The organism is Deinococcus aquaedulcis (assembly GCF_019693445.1).
GTDB classification, from domain to species: domain Bacteria; phylum Deinococcota; class Deinococci; order Deinococcales; family Deinococcaceae; genus Deinococcus; species Deinococcus aquaedulcis.
Map to the genome: position 1 here is coordinate 1 of NZ_JAHRBL010000026.1, position 17,305 is coordinate 17,305.

21 protein-coding genes and 1 pseudogene are annotated in these 17,305 nt (G+C 63.1%); 5 read left to right on the top strand and 17 right to left on the bottom strand.

All coding sequences use genetic code 11. The features are described 5' to 3' along the window. Nucleotides 1–221, top strand: a pseudogene (locus KMW22_RS17645) (hypothetical protein); the annotation flags it as partial. A 33-nt stretch (nt 222–254) separates the two neighbouring features. Continuing rightward, on the top strand, nt 255–554 hold the full coding sequence (locus KMW22_RS17650; RefSeq protein WP_221091342.1) for a hypothetical protein: 300 nt from the start codon (nt 255–257) through the stop codon (nt 552–554). A 257-nt stretch (nt 555–811) separates the two neighbouring features. On the opposite strand, the gene KMW22_RS17655 is transcribed toward KMW22_RS17650, so the two are convergent. The 12 genes from KMW22_RS17655 to KMW22_RS17710 form a co-directional block, all read right to left on the bottom strand. After that, on the bottom strand, nt 812–952 hold the full coding sequence (locus tag KMW22_RS17655) for a hypothetical protein (protein WP_221091343.1): 141 nt from the start codon (nt 950–952) through the stop codon (nt 812–814). Beyond that, the gene (locus tag KMW22_RS17660; RefSeq protein WP_221091344.1) at nt 952–2,025 is read right to left on the bottom strand and encodes an outer membrane protein; all 1,074 of its coding nucleotides are present in this window, start codon (nt 2,023–2,025) and stop codon (nt 952–954) included. The genes KMW22_RS17655 and KMW22_RS17660 overlap by 1 nt, the downstream gene beginning before the upstream one ends. Nucleotides 2,026–2,030: 5 nt before the next feature. Next, nucleotides 2,031–2,846 carry a hypothetical protein gene (locus KMW22_RS17665; RefSeq protein ID WP_221091345.1) on the bottom strand — a complete coding sequence of 272 codons (816 nt, stop codon included), beginning with the start codon at nt 2,844–2,846 and terminating at the stop codon, nt 2,031–2,033. Nucleotides 2,847–3,053: 207 nt separating this feature from the next. Beyond that, complete coding sequence (locus tag KMW22_RS17670) at nt 3,054–3,254, bottom strand: hypothetical protein (protein WP_221091346.1); 201 nt, start codon at nt 3,252–3,254, stop codon at nt 3,054–3,056. Nucleotides 3,255–3,265: 11 nt separating this feature from the next. After that, nucleotides 3,266–4,186 carry an AAA family ATPase gene (locus KMW22_RS17675; RefSeq protein ID WP_221091347.1) on the bottom strand — a complete coding sequence of 307 codons (921 nt, stop codon included), beginning with the start codon at nt 4,184–4,186 and terminating at the stop codon, nt 3,266–3,268. Further along, a complete protein-coding gene (locus KMW22_RS17680) occupies nt 4,186–4,461 on the bottom strand; it encodes a hypothetical protein (protein WP_221091348.1) in 276 nt (91 codons plus the stop codon). Before KMW22_RS17680 ends, KMW22_RS17675 begins: the two co-directional genes overlap by 1 nt. Then, nucleotides 4,458–4,940: a phospholipase D-like domain-containing protein gene (locus tag KMW22_RS17685; RefSeq protein ID WP_221091349.1), complete on the bottom strand. Its 483-nt coding sequence runs from the start codon at nt 4,938–4,940 to the stop codon at nt 4,458–4,460. Before KMW22_RS17685 ends, KMW22_RS17680 begins: the two co-directional genes overlap by 4 nt. Beyond that, complete coding sequence (locus tag KMW22_RS17690) at nt 4,937–6,283, bottom strand: hypothetical protein (RefSeq protein WP_221091350.1); 1,347 nt, start codon at nt 6,281–6,283, stop codon at nt 4,937–4,939. The genes KMW22_RS17685 and KMW22_RS17690 overlap by 4 nt, the downstream gene beginning before the upstream one ends. Further along, nucleotides 6,280–7,344 carry a hypothetical protein gene (locus KMW22_RS17695; protein ID WP_221091351.1) on the bottom strand — a complete coding sequence of 355 codons (1,065 nt, stop codon included), beginning with the start codon at nt 7,342–7,344 and terminating at the stop codon, nt 6,280–6,282. The genes KMW22_RS17690 and KMW22_RS17695 overlap by 4 nt, the downstream gene beginning before the upstream one ends. Continuing rightward, nucleotides 7,341–10,004: a VirB4 family type IV secretion system protein gene (locus KMW22_RS17700; RefSeq protein WP_221091352.1), complete on the bottom strand. Its 2,664-nt coding sequence runs from the start codon at nt 10,002–10,004 to the stop codon at nt 7,341–7,343. Before KMW22_RS17700 ends, KMW22_RS17695 begins: the two co-directional genes overlap by 4 nt. Further along, the gene (locus KMW22_RS17705; RefSeq protein WP_221091353.1) at nt 10,001–10,330 is read right to left on the bottom strand and encodes a hypothetical protein; all 330 of its coding nucleotides are present in this window, start codon (nt 10,328–10,330) and stop codon (nt 10,001–10,003) included. Before KMW22_RS17705 ends, KMW22_RS17700 begins: the two co-directional genes overlap by 4 nt. Before the next feature lie 6 nt (nt 10,331–10,336). After that, the gene (locus KMW22_RS17710) at nt 10,337–10,747 is read right to left on the bottom strand and encodes a hypothetical protein (RefSeq protein ID WP_221091354.1); all 411 of its coding nucleotides are present in this window, start codon (nt 10,745–10,747) and stop codon (nt 10,337–10,339) included. Nucleotides 10,748–10,838: 91 nt separating this feature from the next. Between KMW22_RS17710 and KMW22_RS17715 the strand changes: the two genes are divergently transcribed. Further along, nucleotides 10,839–12,869, top strand: coding sequence for a hypothetical protein (locus KMW22_RS17715; RefSeq protein WP_221091355.1), 2,031 nt, complete (start codon nt 10,839–10,841; stop codon nt 12,867–12,869). Between the two features lie 62 nt (nt 12,870–12,931). Here KMW22_RS17715 and KMW22_RS17720 read toward each other — a convergent pair whose 3' ends face one another. Further along, nucleotides 12,932–13,528: a hypothetical protein gene (locus KMW22_RS17720; protein WP_221091356.1), complete on the bottom strand. Its 597-nt coding sequence runs from the start codon at nt 13,526–13,528 to the stop codon at nt 12,932–12,934. Nucleotides 13,529–13,687: 159 nt separating this feature from the next. Between KMW22_RS17720 and KMW22_RS17725 the strand changes: the two genes are divergently transcribed. Next, a complete protein-coding gene (locus KMW22_RS17725; protein WP_221091357.1) occupies nt 13,688–13,843 on the top strand; it encodes a hypothetical protein in 156 nt (51 codons plus the stop codon). A 245-nt stretch (nt 13,844–14,088) separates the two neighbouring features. Next, nucleotides 14,089–15,075 (top strand): DUF3103 family protein, encoded by a 987-nt coding sequence (locus KMW22_RS17730; RefSeq protein ID WP_221091358.1) that lies wholly within the window; start codon nt 14,089–14,091, stop codon nt 15,073–15,075. A 199-nt stretch (nt 15,076–15,274) separates the two neighbouring features. Here KMW22_RS17730 and KMW22_RS17735 read toward each other — a convergent pair whose 3' ends face one another. The 4 genes from KMW22_RS17735 to KMW22_RS17750 are packed head-to-tail and all read right to left on the bottom strand — an operon-like array spanning nt 15,275 to nt 17,298. Continuing rightward, a complete protein-coding gene (locus KMW22_RS17735; protein ID WP_221091359.1) occupies nt 15,275–15,766 on the bottom strand; it encodes a hypothetical protein in 492 nt (163 codons plus the stop codon). Nucleotides 15,767–15,782: 16 nt separating this feature from the next. After that, nucleotides 15,783–16,223, bottom strand: coding sequence for a hypothetical protein (locus tag KMW22_RS17740; RefSeq protein ID WP_221091360.1), 441 nt, complete (start codon nt 16,221–16,223; stop codon nt 15,783–15,785). Then, nucleotides 16,220–16,768, bottom strand: a complete 549-nt coding sequence (locus KMW22_RS17745) for a hypothetical protein (protein WP_221091361.1) — start codon at nt 16,766–16,768, stop codon at nt 16,220–16,222. The genes KMW22_RS17740 and KMW22_RS17745 overlap by 4 nt, the downstream gene beginning before the upstream one ends. Then, the gene (locus KMW22_RS17750; RefSeq protein ID WP_221091362.1) at nt 16,759–17,298 is read right to left on the bottom strand and encodes a hypothetical protein; all 540 of its coding nucleotides are present in this window, start codon (nt 17,296–17,298) and stop codon (nt 16,759–16,761) included. Before KMW22_RS17750 ends, KMW22_RS17745 begins: the two co-directional genes overlap by 10 nt. Between the last annotated feature and the right edge of the window lie 7 nt (nt 17,299–17,305).

The following is a 17,305-nucleotide window of genomic DNA, read 5'->3' on the forward strand; positions in this document are numbered from 1 at the left end:
CCGCCGCTTTCATCTGGGCCTGTGTGACGGGTCAACTCCTGGCCGGCAAGCAGCCGATAAAACGCAAGAAACACGGCCAACGCACGGTGTCCGTGTTCCGATTGGGCCTTGATCATCTCCAAGATCTCCTGCTCCACCCGTCGCCTTTGTCTTGGCAGGCCTTACAGATCCTCATACTGAAGTTGGCTCAGCATCACGGGTGCTGGACAGCCACGTATTGACAATCTAGACTCGGCGGCATTTACGCTGTCAGCGTGAGCTTCCTTGAGCATGTCCTGACGCAGACACACCTCTACACAAACACAGGTGTGTTATCTGAGGTCCTGCTCTTCATGGGTGGGTACGTCTTGGCACTCAGGCATGTGGATCGAGAGAACGCACTCCTCCATGAGTGGTGGGCCTTCCTGAATTGGCTGGCAGGGCGGCTCGAGCTGGACCCTGCACGGTCTTGGGCTGCTCAGCTTGTGGCTTTGCTGGGTGACTCCAGGGAAGCGGTGGCCAAGCTTCGTTCGCTGTACCTTGAATTCTCTGCGACCTACAAAAAAGCTCAGTGATGAGCCGGCGCACGCTTGCGGTGCGCTGAGTAAGCCCAGAGCAGGCAGGACTTCAAAGCTGTAGGTATGGCATGAAAAGCCAGACTGAGGATGCAGTCCAGAAGTGATCGCGCGGCCGTCAGTCCTGCCGTCTGTTCATCGCATAAACACGAGACAGGAGCCAATTTTTGTTGCCTCACGAGTTTTGACTGGTAATCAGCTAAAAAACACGAGAAGCGCGCCCCTGGCATGCCAGGGGCGCGCTTCATAGCGGTGGTTCAGCAGCCTGGAATAGGAAGCACGCTCCAGAGCACGCCGGTCCCAGCAGCCAACCACAGCCACTTGACCTTTGCCGTCCAGGGCGAACGCTTGATGGGGTAGGGGTACTTGGTGGCGTAGTTGCGGCGGTAGGTGTACATCAGAACCTCAATCGCAGGCCGATCCTGGCCTGTGCGCGCAGTCCCTTGCTGTCGGTGCTGGTCAGTCCGGTGCCCTGCCCAGCGTTGGAAAGGTAGTACCGCCCGGCGCCTTCGACAAACACGCCCACCTGTGGCGTGACGGCGTAGTTCACGCCGGCCAGACCCAGGCCGTACAGATCCGTGGCGGACCCTGTGTTGCGCCCCTGGCTGAACGTGGCTCCCGCACCAGCACCCACATACGGGGACAGGCCACTGGCATTCCCGAAGTGCACCGTTCCGGCCACGTCGGCGCTCACGGCCCCGCCGCTATAGCTCACGCCCACTTGGCCGCCAATGGGACCCAGCAGGGCCCGAGTCCCCACGGCGGCCGTCACCCCAAAGGTGCTCTGCCGGTCTACGGCCAACCCGGCGTATCCATCCCGGGCGGGCTCAGGACCGGTCGGGAAGGGCAGGGGCGCCACCACGGGCGGCACCTGCACGCCCCCCATCTCCAGGGCCAGCACACGCGCTTCCAGGGCCTGATGCTCCGTCTTCGGGGTCAGGCTGCTGGCCAGCGCTGGGAGCGTGGCCGCCGTGTGCTCCAGATTCATCAGGCGAGCGTCCACGGCCGGTTCACTCGTCTGCTTGAGTGTCGTCAGGCTGTCGTTCATGGTGGCCAGGGCGCCTTCCACGGCCCCCAGGCGGGCATCCTGGGTGTCGTTCTTCGCCTCAATAGCGGCTACACGCCCCAGCACGTCTTTCAGCTCGTCGCTGACCTCCAGCAGGCCGCGGCTCAGGACCTGCACCTGTTCCTGCGTTAGCGCCGCACTGGCGAACTGCCCCGACTGCAGGAACCGCGCGAAGATCACAGCCGCTTCATACCGCGTGATGCCCTGGGTGCCTTTGAACGTGCCGTCAGGGAAGCCCAGGAGCAGGCCCTGACCCACCAGGAGTTCTACGGCCTCGCGGGCCCAGTGACCGGCAGGGACGTCGCGGATGGCCACGGCGGCTGGAGCGGTAACCGGCAGCTGGGTCGCCTGGGCGCCAGCGGTTCCCAGCAGGGCCAGGGTGAGCAGCAGTGCACGCGCCTGCACGGGACTCACCGGGTCACGGCGAGCTTCGCCGTGACGGTCAGGGGCTCTTTGCTGAGCAGGGTGCGCAGCGTCCACGCGGCGGAGAGGTCTGTCACGCCTGCCGGCAGGGCCACGCGGACCCGGCCTGTGAAGGGCACCCGCGCCAGGAGCAGGCTGCTTTCCGGGGTGGTCTCCACCTTCACGGGCAGGGTGGTCCCGGCAGGACCCGTCAGCACCAGATTGGCAGGGCTGGCAAACACGGTGTCTGTGCCGCTGTACGTCAGGGCGTAGGTCACCACGGCTTCCTGCCCTTCGACCCGCACGGTGTACTGCGCGTCCACGCCGTTCGCACTGAACTTCTGTACGGGCAGATCCGTGGCAGGCAGCGCTGGTGCTGGCGCAGGCGCGGCCGCCACGGGGAGGACAGCAGGGGCGGTGGCCACCGGCTGCACTTCCTCGGGATTCACCACCCGGTACCGGGTGATGCCGTCGGCGCGCGTGGTCAGGGCCACGTCGAACTGCACCAGGCGGTTGCCGGTCAGCACCACGTTCAGCGTGGCATTGCCGCCCGGCTGCACCACGTCGAGGTACACAAAGCGGCCGCCAGCGGTGGGGGTGAGCGCGCCCTGCTTGCTGATGGTGACGGCCACGCTTTCCACGTCGCGGGGGAATTCGATCACCACCTGGTACTCACTGGACGCGGTGAGCTGGCCCCGGCCGTTTTCCAGTTTGTCCAGCGTGAAGATCTGCGTGGCGTTCTGCGTCACGCGGCCGCTGTCCACCGCCAGGGCGAGAGGGCTGGTGAATAAAACGCCGACCATCAACAGTGAAATTCGTCTCATGGGTCCAGAGTAACAGATGTACAGCAAAACTTTCAAAGAAGCTGTGTAACGGAAAAATCCGTGTTCCCGGTATGGATTCCTATGTTTTCAGATGATCTTTCTGGCGCAGGTTTTGCCGCTTGCGACCACTCCTCGGTCCCCAAACGAAAGATCCGTGCCTTTCAGCACGGACCTCTCCCCCTGTTGATGCTGTGCATCCTCTCCATCTCAGCGCGGGCCACGGTAATACGGACTGCCTGGCCGCCAGTACTGCTCATCATCCACCTGGCCAACCACCACAGGCTCAGCCTCTTCGGCCGCTTTCAGGACGCCAGTGAACAAGGCCCAGATCATGGAGCAGACAATCTTGAACAGAGCCCAGACCACCACGAGGACCGCGTTCAGGGTGTCTTTCGCCGCTGCATTCATACCCTTCCTCCTCAGACGTAGACCACTTCGCCTTCCGGGACCCGTCCAGCCCGGACTGCCGCCACCGCTTCTGCTGCACGGTACACCCGGTACTGCCCGCGCCGCTCCGTGATCACCAGCCAGTGAAACACCGGCTCCGGGTCAAACAGGGGCGTGAGGTTCTTGTTCGCCAGCAGGCCAGGAATCGTGGCCCCGTGGGTCGTCCCGATCAGGCGCGCGCCGTTCGTCTTGCCCACCACAATGGCTTCCGCCTCGGCCAGCCGGTTGATCTCGTCCACGGCCAGCACCCTTGGGTTCTGGTTTTTGACCGCCTCCTCCATCAAGAGGGCCTGCAGCGCCTTGTTCTCGACCGGAATGATGTGGGCCTGGCCAATCCCGGGATGCTGGATCTTCCCCGATCCCCCCACTTCACCCGAGGTATCCACCACCACCACCTGCATGGGGTAATACTCCGCCGTGACCTTGATCAACCCGCGCAGGGTCGTCGTTTTTCCCGTCCCCGCCTCACCCACCAGCAGGAAGCTCGGGTTGACCTCAATGAACTTCCGGAACGGTTCGCCGATCCCGTCAAAGTACCGGCCCACGCGGAAGGTGTAGGACAGCGGCGCACCAGCTGACAGCACGCGGCTGATGCGGTGGCCCGTCCGGTCAATGCCGCGCCGGTTGTCATCGCGGAAGGTCTTGCACTTCGACCCGATGAACGTCATGTGGTCAAAGGTGATCTTCAGAGGAAAGGGCTTGTACACCTCACCACTGGTCAGCACCCACAGCGGCTGCTCCTCGATGATCTTCAGCTCCTCCAGGTCGTACAGCACGGGCCTCACCTGCGCCTGGATGTCCTGGGGCAAAAACGACAGGAGGGCCCTCAGGTCCTCCTGCTGGTTGATGATGGGGTACCGGTGGCCCTGTGGGGCCACCTGCAGGGCGCTCATTAACCCCTCCGCTCCATCATCTGCTCCAGCAGCTCATTCGTCCGGCGCTGGGCCTGGCGCAGCGTGAACAGCAGCCGCACCCCAGCCACCAGCACGAGGCAGACCAACAGGATCGGCACCCCTTTGGCGTCCAGCAGTGTCACGGCCACACCAAACACGATCAGGGCCACGCACAGCAGCGTGTACGGCGTCATGATCGACTTCACGATGGAATCCCGGAATTCCGTGCGGTTCTGACGGATCTGTTCCTGGTGAGACTGGGCAATTCGGGTCATTTCTGTAGGCTCCAGAGGCGTTGAGCCGCGTTCCACGCGGACAGGGGGCGGGCAGTCCGGGCGGCAGCCTCGAACCATTTCACTTGCTTGTTCGTCACGGCTGGGCTGTTGCCCAGGTACTGCAACGGGGCATTGGTCTTGCCAAACGTGCGGCCGGTGAACACCTTGTCGTCCACGATCAACACCGCCTCGACACTGTTGATGTCGGCTTCAAAGACCTTGGCGCCCGCCAGTGCGAGGCCATTGACCAGTGAACCCGGCTGGTAGCTGAAGTACGGCACCGTCACGAGGTACGTGGGCACCCCCTCCATGGCCTTGAGGCGCAGCGCGTCGGCCAGCACTGCATCGGTCACCTGGGGCGCGTACAGCAGCACCCGCGTCTGCGCAGTTCCGATCAGATCCAGGACCTTGGCATGCCCCACCGGAGTGGCCGAAGCCGCCCCCGTGAGAGAAAGAAACAGGGTCAGGGCGCGCTTCATTTCCGGAGCCCCACCCCGCCGAACATGGTGATGGCCATGGCCGGCACCCCAAACATCAGCGCGCCGGCCAGCACCAGGCCAACCATCAGTCGGATCACCAGTACCCCAAAAGAGATGAAGGTGTCTGCCACGCTGGCCAGCAGCAATTCACCGAAATTGATGATGCTTTTCAGACTGCCCGACATCCACCCGCCGATCTTGGCGATCAAACCCTTATCCGAGATCTGCGTGCAGTCGTTGCTATCCACATTGGCTGCATCCTTCGCTCGGGCCTGTTCACATTCCCGCAGCACGGACTCAATCTCCGCATTGACTTTTGCTGTGCTTTCTTCGGCCAGCTCTTTGCTTTTCTGGGCGTACACACCGAGCTTTTCGGTGTACTTGTCCATGGCCCGCACAGGGCCCACAAAGGCGGTGTCAATCGCGTGCACCAGCACGAGCGGCATGAGCATCAGGGCCGCGAGGGTCCCCATCCACGTCCCGAACATCACGAAAATCACGCTGGTCTGCCCGAAGTTCAGCAGGGCCAGGGCCATCGGCAGGCCCACCAGGATGATGGTGATGCCCCACCCGGCCCCTTCAAGCAGCACGCCGTACCCGGACAGGAACGTGTTCAGGGCCATCATGGCGCCGCCCAGGCGCTTGACGATGTTGCCCATGATGCCCATACCAGCCTTCTGCAGGCCGGGTGCGCCCGCCTTTGCGCCCGCAGCGGCCGCGCCCATCCGGGTCGCGCCGTTCTTAACGGCACCGGCCGCTGCCTTCGTGGCATTGATCGCGGCTCCCCCGGCGCCGGGGAGGGCCACGCTGGTCGCCACCACGGCGGTTGACGCCAGCATGCGCGTGAAGGCCTCTTCGCTTTCCTCCAGCTTGGCATCCACTTTGCCGCCAAACGTCTCCACACTGAACATGTAAGAGGCCGTCGCGCTCGTCGTGATCACGTTCTTCAGGCCGTAGCTGCCCGGAACGTACATCCACATCATCAGGGAGAGGGTGGTGGCAAAGGTGATGGTGGCCGTCCAGAACTCGTTCAGGGTGTTGCCGCCCCCGTTGCGCAGACTGGCCACGCGAAGTGCGTACCCCAGCACTGCCACGGCCTGCGCCATCAGGACCCAGATCATGTACATCCCGCTCTTAGCCACGGCACTCGCTGGCCCGAAGAAGGCCTTAAAGGGATCACCCAGGAACGCTTCCATGTACTGCGCAAAACCAGAGTTGGTCTGCGCGGTCAGCCACTGCGTGGTGGCTTCAATCTCCGGCGTGGTCGGGATAGGCTTGGCGCCCGCCACACAGATCCAGGCCAGCAGGCCCAGCGCCGCCCAGACCTTCACGGCCCGCCTCACAGGCCACCTGCAAAGGCATTCTTGGCGTTCTCAAGCTTGTGCGCGTCGGTCAGGTCCTTGAAGGAATTGATCAGGATGGCGTACTCCCGGCTGAGTTGCGCGGCCGCGTCCAGGTTCTCCTGCGCCACCTGCTCCATTTCAGCCTTCATGGCGTTCACCGTGTCGTCCATGGCGGCCTGGGCGTCACCCAGCTTGGCAATCAGTTGGGTATTCGTCATGGCCTGCTGCTTAGCAATCTCGGTCAGCAGCTGGAACTCGGTCACGCGAAACGCCGCGTCCTGCTTCATGAACGCATTGAAGGAGTTGAGCTGCAGTTCCTGCACCTCACGGGCACTCAGCGCCGTTTTGGCTTTTGAATCCTGCTGGTCGGCAAACCCAGGAGTGGCCGGTGTCCCGATCACCCCCACAGCGCTTTCCAAGGCGGGCTTCATGGCGGCTTCCGTCGATTCAGCGTTCTGTTCGGCGACTTTCTTGGCCTGGGCGGCTTGCGTCAGGCGGGCAAACAGGTCCGCGGTCTCCTGCGCGCGGCCCACCGTCTGCGCGAGGCTCAGGTACGCATTCGAGCGGACGGCATGATCGGCCAGACCGCCCGGCGTCGTGATCGCCATGCCGGCGTTGTCGTCCTTCCGCGCCCCTGCCATCTCCTGACGCAGCACAGCCGTCATCGCGCCCATCAACGTGGACCGGAAGTCTGAATAGGTTTGCTGCATGCTGTCGTTCAGGTCGGCCGTGATCTTGTTCAGCTGGGTCATGCCCAGCTTCTCGCCCAGGTGGTCTACCAGCTGCGTGCTGTACTTGCCAATCACTTCCTTGGCAAAGGACTCCCAGTCGCCGTTCAGGATGTTGTTCGTCAGGAACCCGTAGGTGCTGGCAAGGTTGCACATCCACTCCAGCTTCGAGCTGCCGCCCCAGTACCCGCCGTTGCCGTTCGAGCCCACGTTGCAGGCCTGCTGAATGTACGTCCCCACCTGCTCCCAGCCGCTGGCAGCCGAGGCGGTGCCGGTGCTGCTCAGCAGGATCAGGGACAGGGTAATGCTGCGCGTGTTTCTGCGCGTCTTCATACGAAGGCCTCCGTTTCCAGTACCGGCAACTGGTGCAGCGGCAGACTGCCCAGCTCCTCTTCGGTCTCCTCTTCGGCCAGCTCGATCTCTGGGTAACGCCCGGCCACCAGATCCTCGACCGCCGCCAGCTGGTCGCCATGCCGGGCCTTGATCGCTGCTTCGCGCAGGCGGCGGTGGTTCTCCTGGCTGGAGCACAGCCAGAAAAAGTGCTCGGATTCCTCCACGCGGATAATTTCGCCGTTCACGTCGCCCTCGTCCGGTCGGAAGGCCAGCACCCATTCCGTGAAGTCCTTGTCCACCTTCTGCAGGCCCGTCACGGCCTTGGCCACGGTCGCCGGCATCTTCAGGTGTTTGGTCAGCCCGTCCGTGTTCGTCAGGCGGCCAAAGAAGAACCAGGAGAAGGAATCACGCAGCTCCGGCATGTTTTCGAGATCCGCTGCCAGCTGGGTAATGCCGCCTACGCTCAGGCCAAACGACGCGCCCATGCGCAGCCAGGAGGCCATGTAGTCGCGGTCGCTCTTTGTCCGGATTGTCGAACCCATCTCCTCGACCAGGCACAGCTTGCGCCCCGGAATCAGGCGGGCACTCTGCCATACGCGGTCCTGCACGATCCGCATAGCGATTTTCGTTTCCTGCTCGGCATTGATGGGGATTTTCGAGAGGTCGTAGTACATGTACTTCGCGTTGGTATCGCGGTTGGTGTACTGGTCAATGACCTTGCCCCAGTTCGAATCGTGCAGGAAGGGCCGCATGCGGGCGGCCAGTGACCGGGCCACGTCCACGGCGCTGGCCCGCATCGGGTCGCCGTCGGAATACATGGTCATGGTGTCCAGCGTGCCGTGCACGTCCCGCAGCCTGGGCGGCAACTCTTCTTGATAGAAGGCCTTGTAGGTCATCAGGATGGCCTCGCGCAGCACCGTGTCTTCCAGGCCCGCGCGCTCCTCGTCGGAGTTGCGGGGAATGAAGTCCCGCCACAGGGTCAGCAGGAAGGTCATCTTGCCTTCGTCGGGCGCATGCTCACCCGCAGGCAGGTCCATGGGGTTGAAGGTGGCGCTGCCACCCCCACCGAACTCCACGTGCACGCCGCCAAGGCTCATGATCATGTCCTTGAAGTCGTTCTTGCGGTCAATGACCGTCACCACTGGGTCATACTCCGGGATCAAGGCCAGGACCATGCTCTGCGTGAGGAATGTCTTCCCCCAGCGCGTTGGGGCGATCACCATGAAGTGCGTCGCGCCCATGCCAGCGGCGAAGGGGTCAAACGTCGTCAGGGCATTCGAGCGGTTGCGGTACAGCAGCGTGCCGCCACCGGCCCCCTGGAAGGGCGCAATGGCGGGCATGAAGCCCACCGCGTTGGTCTCCACGAGCTTGAACGAGAACTCCGTGCGGCGGCCATTGAAGGGCGCCAGCGCGCGGTACAGGTGCTTGCTCTGGTACCCGTGCATGATGGGCCTGGGGGACCGGAACAGGGCAAAGGCGGTGCTGGCCTGGCTGAGCATTTCGTTCAGCTGGTCACGGCCCTGAGCAAACAGCAGAACACTGACCCCCACGTCATAGAAGTTGTCGCCTTCCTCGTATACCAGGGCCAAGGTCTCCTTGATCGACCCGTACCGCTGCTGCGCGCTCGCGCTCGGCGCGTACTTCGTGCTGGTGGTCGCGCTGTGCAGTTTGCTGTTCGCGCCCTCCAGCGCCTCCATTTCCATGCCGTGATCCCGGTGGGCAACCTCGATGCAGAACAGCATGTTGCCCGTCGTGATGCGCTCGGCCACGGCGTTGAGCACCCCAAACTCGGTTTGCCGGGGCAGCTCGTGCAGACTGACGGCATAGACCAGGGTGCTGCCGTTCACCACGACGGCGTGATCTTCCGTGCGGGTGGGCGTCGTCAGGATCTGACGCTTAAGGGTCAGAAAGTCTTTGGCGCCCTGCACGGTGGGGGCGCCCTCATACCGCGCTTTGCTTTCCGTGAGCAGCTGGGGCGGTGTGCCGCCCAGGAAGTCCAGGTTGTGGTAGTACCACGCTTCCTGAAACATCTCCTGCGCGCTCATGGCCTCGGCGCGGTACCCGGCGTTGCGCACGCGGTTGAGCAGTTCTTCGCGGCGCCGCTGGGCACGCTGCACTTCTTTGCGCAGGTGCTCCGGATCAGGCGGACTGTCTTTGGAAAAGGGCCGGCTCGGCTTCACCGTGCAGGTCAGGTAGAACGACCATTCCTTGATGGTCCCCTGGCGGCGTTTATCGTCGAGGCGGTCCAGTCTCTTTTTGACCAGAAACTGCGCGACGGGGTTCTTCCCGTTCTTGCCTGCCTGCTTCAGGTTCTGAAAGCGGTCATAGGGAATCGTGGAAATGCGAATGTACAGGCGGGCACGCTCCCCTTCGGGAATGCCCACCTGCAGCACGGTTTTGAGGTCGTAATGCCTGGCTTCCAGGTTCTCGTCACTCATGAGCATGCGTGACGGGGGGTCCAGGCGCAGGCTGAATTCAATGTGGCCGGTCTCGTTGACCATCAGGCCAGCGGTTTTCAGGTCTTCCTCAGCACCTCTGGCCCAGGCATCGGACACGATGTCCCAGTAGGGCTGGGTGTCCCCCACGTCCATGATTTTTGCGCCGTAGGCGTCCACCTTGAACGGGGTTTTTTTTTGCCGGGCGGCCGCTTTGGATTTCACTTGTCCTCCCTCCTGGAGAGCAGGGGAACGGGGCGGGGATCAGGACGCACCACGGCCTGATCGTCACCGTTCCAGAACTGCCACCAGTGCTGGATGTATTTGGGCTTGGCCGCGAATTCCCGCCGCAGGATCAGGGTCAGCACGAACACGCCCACGGCCAGCCCAATAGCGAACGCGCTCTGCATGGGGCCGTGCGCGGTGAGGCGCTTGGCAATCTCCTGGCCCATCAGGAACGCCACCACGAGCGCCATGAGGTTGTAGAGGCTCAGGGTGCCGATCAGGGCATGTCGGCTGTCGGTGGAGTAACCCTTATCGCGGCGGGGCATGGGTGATCAGCAGCCCGCGACGAAAATGCTGGTGATGGCCTTGATGGCGGCCAGGCCGAGAACCGCGACGCCCGCACCGATCAGGCCGTCCTGCGCGCCCTGCTTACCAACCGCGCGGCCCAGGAAGTAGCCGACCAGGCCGATGGCGAGGAAGGTGGCAATCATCTTTGTGCCGGTCAGCCAGCTGAGAATGCCGTTCGCACCGCAGACCCCGCCGTTTAGCACGTTGTCGGGGCGGTTGTTGCCGCCCGGCTGGATCAGCTGCGCCAGCGACTCGCTGCCGGCGAAAGCGGCGGTGGCCATGGCGTACACGAACAGGCGGTAGCGCGCCTTCATGGCCCGCACAGCCTGGAGGCTGCCCATCCGGCTCACTGCTCCGAAAGTCTTGCCGATTCCACCAATCATCAGTCCCTGCATCCTGTTACCTCCAATAATTTCGAGATCGCTCTAACGACCTTGGAGAGATAGTAGTGTGCAAAACTTTCACGCGCAAGCGTACACTAGGGGTATGACTGAATTTCAAGACACGGAACCCCAGAGCCGGTACGCCCTCGTGCGCGATGAGCTCAACGAACGCCTGCAGAACGAGGGCGTGCAGGTCACCATTCCTGACCGGGATGAGCCTGGCTTTCTCGACTTCATGGCCAGCTTCCAGGCCACGCACCCCGCCTACGCCCGGCGACTGACCCAGGCGCTGCACGAGGAACCCGACGCCGAACTGCCCCGTGCCAGCACCGCACCCAGCAAAGTGACCTTCAAAGACCGCGTGAGTGCCGTGCAGCAGAAGCTGTTCATGCGGCCCACTGAAGACGGGGATTACGTCTGGGACAAGCGCAAGGCCGGCACCACGGCGCTCACCTCGGCGCTGCTCCTGGCCGGTGGGTACCTCATGCTGTCCACGCTTCCTGCAAAAAAGGTCCAGGACGTGGCGATGACGGAGACGGTGCAGACCTCGACCACCACAGTTGAGGCCGCGCCGGGGACCAAGGCGGCTGGAACGGGTGCCGCTGCAGCGGCCACCGAGAAAACCCCGTCAACCGATGACGCGTTCCTGGGCGAAGTGAACAAGGACACAGCCCCCAAACCCCTCGAACAGCTGGCCGGTGCCGAACCGACAGCAGAGGGCATCCCAGCCAACCCAAATCCACCTGCTGAGCCGTTCGATGTGCCGCCCTCATCGCCTACCGTGGGCGCGCGGCCCAGCCCTCCTCCAGCCTTCCAGCAGGTGGGTGAGGAGCCCTTCAGCCCTGTGGCCTCGGCGCCTGCCCCTGTAGCGGCGGCCGCACCGATCCCTGAGCCGGTGGCCACGCCTGCCCCGACCTCTGTGGCCCCCGCTCCAGTGGTTGCTCAGCCGGCCGAATCCTTTGATCCTTTTGCCAATGTGAGCCCGGCGCCAACGCCAGCCCCGGCCACGCCGCGCAGCACCCCCGCCCGCTCGACGGCCAGCACGCCACCCGTCCGCGCTGTGGCGTCTACCAAGGCTCCTGCCCCAGTGGCAACGCCCCCAGAGAGCGCCTTTGACCCGTTTGGCGGAGCGGTCACCGTTGCCGCCCCTACGCCAGCGGCTCAGCCCACCGGGGCAAGTACGCCCATTCCGACCGCCGCCCCCTCCCCTGTTGATGTTCCTGCATCGTCCGAGGTGGCCAACACGCCCCGGCAGGCGGTCGTCTATCAGGCCACCCGGCAGGAAGGCAATCCAACCGCACAGGCCCAGCCCCGAAGTGCCCTGGTGGTCACCGCTCGCGCTGCTGGAGGTCAAGACGCCACCCCAGGGGTAGAGAGCGCCCGCTCAGGCCTGCTCCAGGCACAGGCCCGCACGGCCCCTTCACGCTCAGCGGTCATGTACACCCGTGCGGCGCCTACAGGGATGAGCAGCAATGGGACAGGCAGTGCTGGAGCAGGGACTGAACTGGCCAGCGCTCCAGCACCGCAAACCGCTCCATCAACAGGGGGGAGTGCTGAAGGTGCACCTGTTGCGGCCAGCTCGACGGCCCCTGCGCCCTTCGCCCCTACACAGATGGTGGCCGTGCGCTTGGTCACGAGCATCTACACCCCTTCAGGCCAGCCGGTGCCCGTGGTCGCTCAAGGTCCGGAAGGGAACTTTGTGGGGCGCGCGGTCCTGAATGCCTCGCTCGCCCGGGTGGAAATGGAGTTCACCACCTACGTCAGGAACGGACAGGTGTTCCCTGTGCAGGCCCTGGCCTACCAGGACGTGAAGGGCAACCTCGTCTCGGGCGTGCAGGCGGCCGTGAAGGACGTGGCGCCGAACCTGGCGGCGGACCTCCTGCGAAGTGGCGTGGGCGCCCTGAACACCTACGCGCAGCAGCTCACGCAGGCCAGCACCACCACCATTACGAACGGCACGGTCGTCAACACCAAAGCGGCACCGTCTCTGGTGACGGTCCTGCGGGGCGAACTGGGCAAAGTCTTTGCCCTGCCGGAGAATCAGCAGTCCTTTGTCACCGTGGGGCAGGTGCCAACAGGGACCCCGTTCGTCCTGCTCTTCGGTTTAGGAGAGACCAAAGTTCAGACCCCTTAACCGTCAGACCAACACCGTGAAATGGAGGCCAAAGGGCCTCCATTCTTGTGTGACGCTACGGTTTACATCACGGCTTCGAGAGTTTTGACCTGTGAAATGGGCACATGCTGCACCTCGATGGGATAGCCCTTGATGACCTTGCCGTTCTCCACGTGCTCTTTCATGGCATTGGCCACGTAAAACTGCAACCGTGCGGGCTGTTCCTGGCCTTCGAGTGAAGCAAAGTGTGCGAGGATGTTGTACATCGTCCGCATGGTCATGGAAGTGCGGGCCACCACCGCGATCATCTGGCCATCCTTCTTCAGCATCACGATGTTCTGAAGACCGGCGGCGTAGCCTTCATAGCGCACGGGATCGGTGTAGCCCTGTTCTTTGAGCTGGTGCAGGACGTACCGCATGAGCATCGTGGCTTTGATCGTGTCAGGGGCGGGGACATAGTTGTACCGCTTGGCATACCCGAACTCCCGTAGGCCCCGGCCTGTGAGGACATAGACGCGGATGTGGCCCACCTGCTTGGTCAAGATCATTTCCCGCTTGGTGGCCTGCCGGATGGTATCAATGCCGTAGGCGGCTTCACAGGCAGACCGCGCTCGTGGTCCCCAGGTCCAGAGATCATCAATCAATGCTTGTAGGGACTCCGAGGGCGCCTGCTTGCTCATCAACTTGACAGTACCATACTGAAGGTTTTGCCGTTCTGGGCTGAGAAAAGAGCAATGCGTGCCTGCTTCTCACAGCATTTCAGAGCATGCAACGCTACAGTTAACCCATTGCACAAATGAGGCATCCAGGCATTTCTGGGTGTGGCATGCTGGAGGGATATGGGTGAGCACGAAGAGGCAAATCTGGCGCAGATTGCGCTGCTGTGGGAAGAATTGGGGTTTACTCCCGCTCCACCTCAAGCAGCCGACCAGATAGATGCCCAGGCTTCAAGCTCGCTCGAATGCATCACACCAGAATTGAGCCCAATGTCATAAAGGACAGTGCCCACGCTTCCGGCGTGGGCACTGTGCATTCAGGGTGCTCAATTGTCGAGCGGCAAAACTCTGGTCCATCCTCGCGCTTTCAATCAGATTCGGCATCGGTAATCTGCGCGGCGAGGTATGCGCTGATTTCATCCTTTCTTCATGGAGTCACGTCACGGCTAATTGTCACGAAAGGCACGTTACACTGCCCGAGTCCGTCAAACACTTCGCACTCCAAATCGTACTCCAGGGGTCCTATGACACTGTCCCGTCTTCTTCCCGTTACCTTTACCGTCAGTCTTCTTCTGGCCTCCTGTGGGCAGCAAGCTGCCACCGAACATGTCTCCAAGGCCCCCACATCGACCGCCGCTCAGGCGCAGACGAACGCGGCACTCCACACGCTCGCCAAGCAACTCGCCAAGGCTATGGTCGAGCCCGGTGTGCGCACCCTCATCGCCCAGCAAACGGCTCTGAGAGTGACCGGGGATACCGAAGCCCTGTACGCTACCCTCGCGTCTCAGTCAACTGGCAAAGGCACCTTCGCGCAATCCCTATCTTCTGGACTTAGCGCCCAAAGCTTAAACGCCCTCGTCGCCCAGATTCCCAACCTGCACATCGCTGTCCGCGGCGCCGCCTGGAACGCCGAAACGACTCTGCCCCTGGTCGCCGTGGCCACAGAAGGTGGGGACGAATATGCGCCGGTGACCGCGTATGACGCCCAAGGCCGCGTGCACATCCTCGATGGCCGCACCGCGCCGACCATGCCGGTGGTGGCTGTGGGCGTCAACGAGCGGGTGGATGCTCAGGGAACAGTGTTACCGCAAATCCTTCCTGGGACGCAGAACGGGGCGAACCTGACCGCGCAGGTGTGTCACGGGGTGAAACTCGTTCGCGTTGATATTCAAGATGCGAAGGAACCGTTTATCAGAGGGTCGGCTGAAATCTTTGTCGCGGTCAAAGGCGCTGGCATCGGCTGGCACGGTCAACTGACATCCGTCTTTGACGCTGCACATCACATTGTTGAGCAGTATTTTGGATGCACGGATGGCGACGTACACTTTTACTGGTACGAGCGAGACGGTGGAGCCCAAAATCATATGCTTTATGTCGGTCCTTACAGCTTTGGCTGGATGAACGATAACGAGGACGACTTCATGGGCAGTGTGAAGATGCAAAAGAGTCTGTTCGATGGCTCGACCACCGATATCAGAGACATGGGGACCACGAAACAGTACACCCAGTGACCGAACGCGCTGATCTTTGAGCAGGCGTGCTGGACAACTCAAGTTCAACCTCCATACGCTCCTTGGTGAGCGGAGCCCCAGTCTGAAGACTGGGGCGCTCGTGTGCATGACGGTCTAGTGGTCTGGCCCCAAAGTTGGACGGTTTCTGAGATGCACATATGGCCGCTGCAATTGCAGCGGCCATATTGCCTGATCGTACTTAGTTGTCCAGCGGCAACACCGTGGGCACCGGCGACTTCCACTCCACTCTTCGTTCCAGGCGCTGTGCGGCCCGTGGCGCCGTCACCTCGACTACCCCCTGGCCCTGAGTCGTCACCTCATGCCGGGACACGCTGTAGCCCGCCACCGCGCCGTCCTGGCTCGTGCAGGTCGCCCGCACCTCTATCTTGGCCACGCCTTCTAGCTCCGTGGCCTCCAGCGTGCGGACCCAGGCCTGCCCTGGCCCGGCCACCACCTCCGCTCCCACACCGCCCACGGGCTGCCCGCTCGCGCTTACCAGAATCAAGGTCACGCCCAACGCCTCACACACTGGGGCTGCCCCCTCCCCTGGGGCTGGGTTGCTCAGCTTGAACACCATCGGTGCTGGCCGCACGGGCACGGGTTTCTCTGGCGGGACCAGCTGGGCCAGCTCCGCACTCGTGCAGGCGGTCATCGAGAGGATCATCGTCATCGTCAACAACATGGCTTTCACAACATGTTCTCCTTGTTCAGTACGCCTTGGCATAAGGCGCATACGGGGTCATCTGGGTTTTGGCCTGCACCGCCAAGCCTGGACCCTGCATCACGTACCAGGTGCGGCCGTCTTTGTTCATCAGCACCGTGTCGTTCCCGCTCAGCACCAGCGAGCCCGTCATGTTCATGCCGGTCGGTAGGTAAAAGACCTTCGCTCCAGCGGCTTTAAGGGGGGCCATAGACTTCACGGCCGCCTGACTGGTGAGCACCGTCACCTGAATCTTCTTGGCCCTCAGCAGCGCCAGCACACCCGCCTGAAATGCCTGATCGCCGAAGCGGCTGCCGTACAGCTGCACGCTGCCTTTCAGCGTGGCCAGCACCAGGCGGGAATCGGTCAGTTTGCTGGTCTTCACCGCTGGCACCGCTGCACTGGAGGCCGCGCACAGCAGCGCCGCCAGGAGGGTCAGGCGTCTCATGCCGCCACCTCCACGGCATTTTTGAGCGGGTGCCCGTCGTACAAATGCCGGCGCGCAGCCTCCGCTGTCCCGGTCTGCAGCGCCCGCACGCCCTCGACCGTCCACGAGTCCGGGTACGCCTGCAGGGCCAGCAGCGCGAACAGCCGGTGATTCACCACCAGCCCCGCTGCTGACACAGGGTCCTCAAAGGCTTCAGGCGGCGCCCCAATGACGTTCACAAACGCTTCTTTGACGTCCTCCCTATACACCGTCCCGTCCGCATTCAAGGTCAAGGCCGTGCACGAGAGGGACAGCAAGCCTTCCAGGGTCTCCTGCACCGCCGTTTTGAACGCCTCACTCTGATCGCTCCAAGTGGTCATGAGGGCGTAGTGCAGCACCGTCAACTGGTGATCCACGCTCTCCCGGTACTGCCACAGCCCCGCGCGCTGCGTGTCCATCTGCTGCGCGTACAGGGCCGTGACGTGGTGCAGCTCCAGGGCGGTGCTCTGAGGGACTGGGATGGACGGTCGCCGGAACAGGGCGGCAAAAAGACTTTTCACGCGCATGCCAGCACCTCCTCGCCGGGCTTCAAGGGGTGGCCGTCGCGCAGCTGGCCCCACACCCACGCCCGGGTGTCCTCGCGCAGCGCTTCCACCTCTTCCACCGTCCAGTTCTCCGGCATGAACAGCAGGTGCATCAGCCCTGTGATCCGCCCACTGATCAGCCGCCCCGCCGCTTCGACCGGATCACTGAACGCCTCAGGCGCCGCCCCCAGCAGCTCGTCAAACGCCGCCCGCACGTCCGGCAACAGACACTCCTCACCCGCCTGCAGGGCCAGCGGGGTGTGTGCCAGGGTCAGCAGGCCTTTCAGGGTGCGCCGGATCTCGCGCTTGAACGCCTCGTCCTGGTCCACCCACGTACTGCCCAGGCAGCGGTTCAGAAACGTCAGCTGCTCATCCACGGTATCCCGGTACTGCCAGAGGCCCGCGCGCCACGCCCGCTGATGCTCCTGCGCCTCGCGCTGCGCCTTCGTATTCATGCCCAACAGCCCCAACACCTGCTGCCACACGCCTGCCTTGCTTCCGGTCTTGATCATGGTCTGT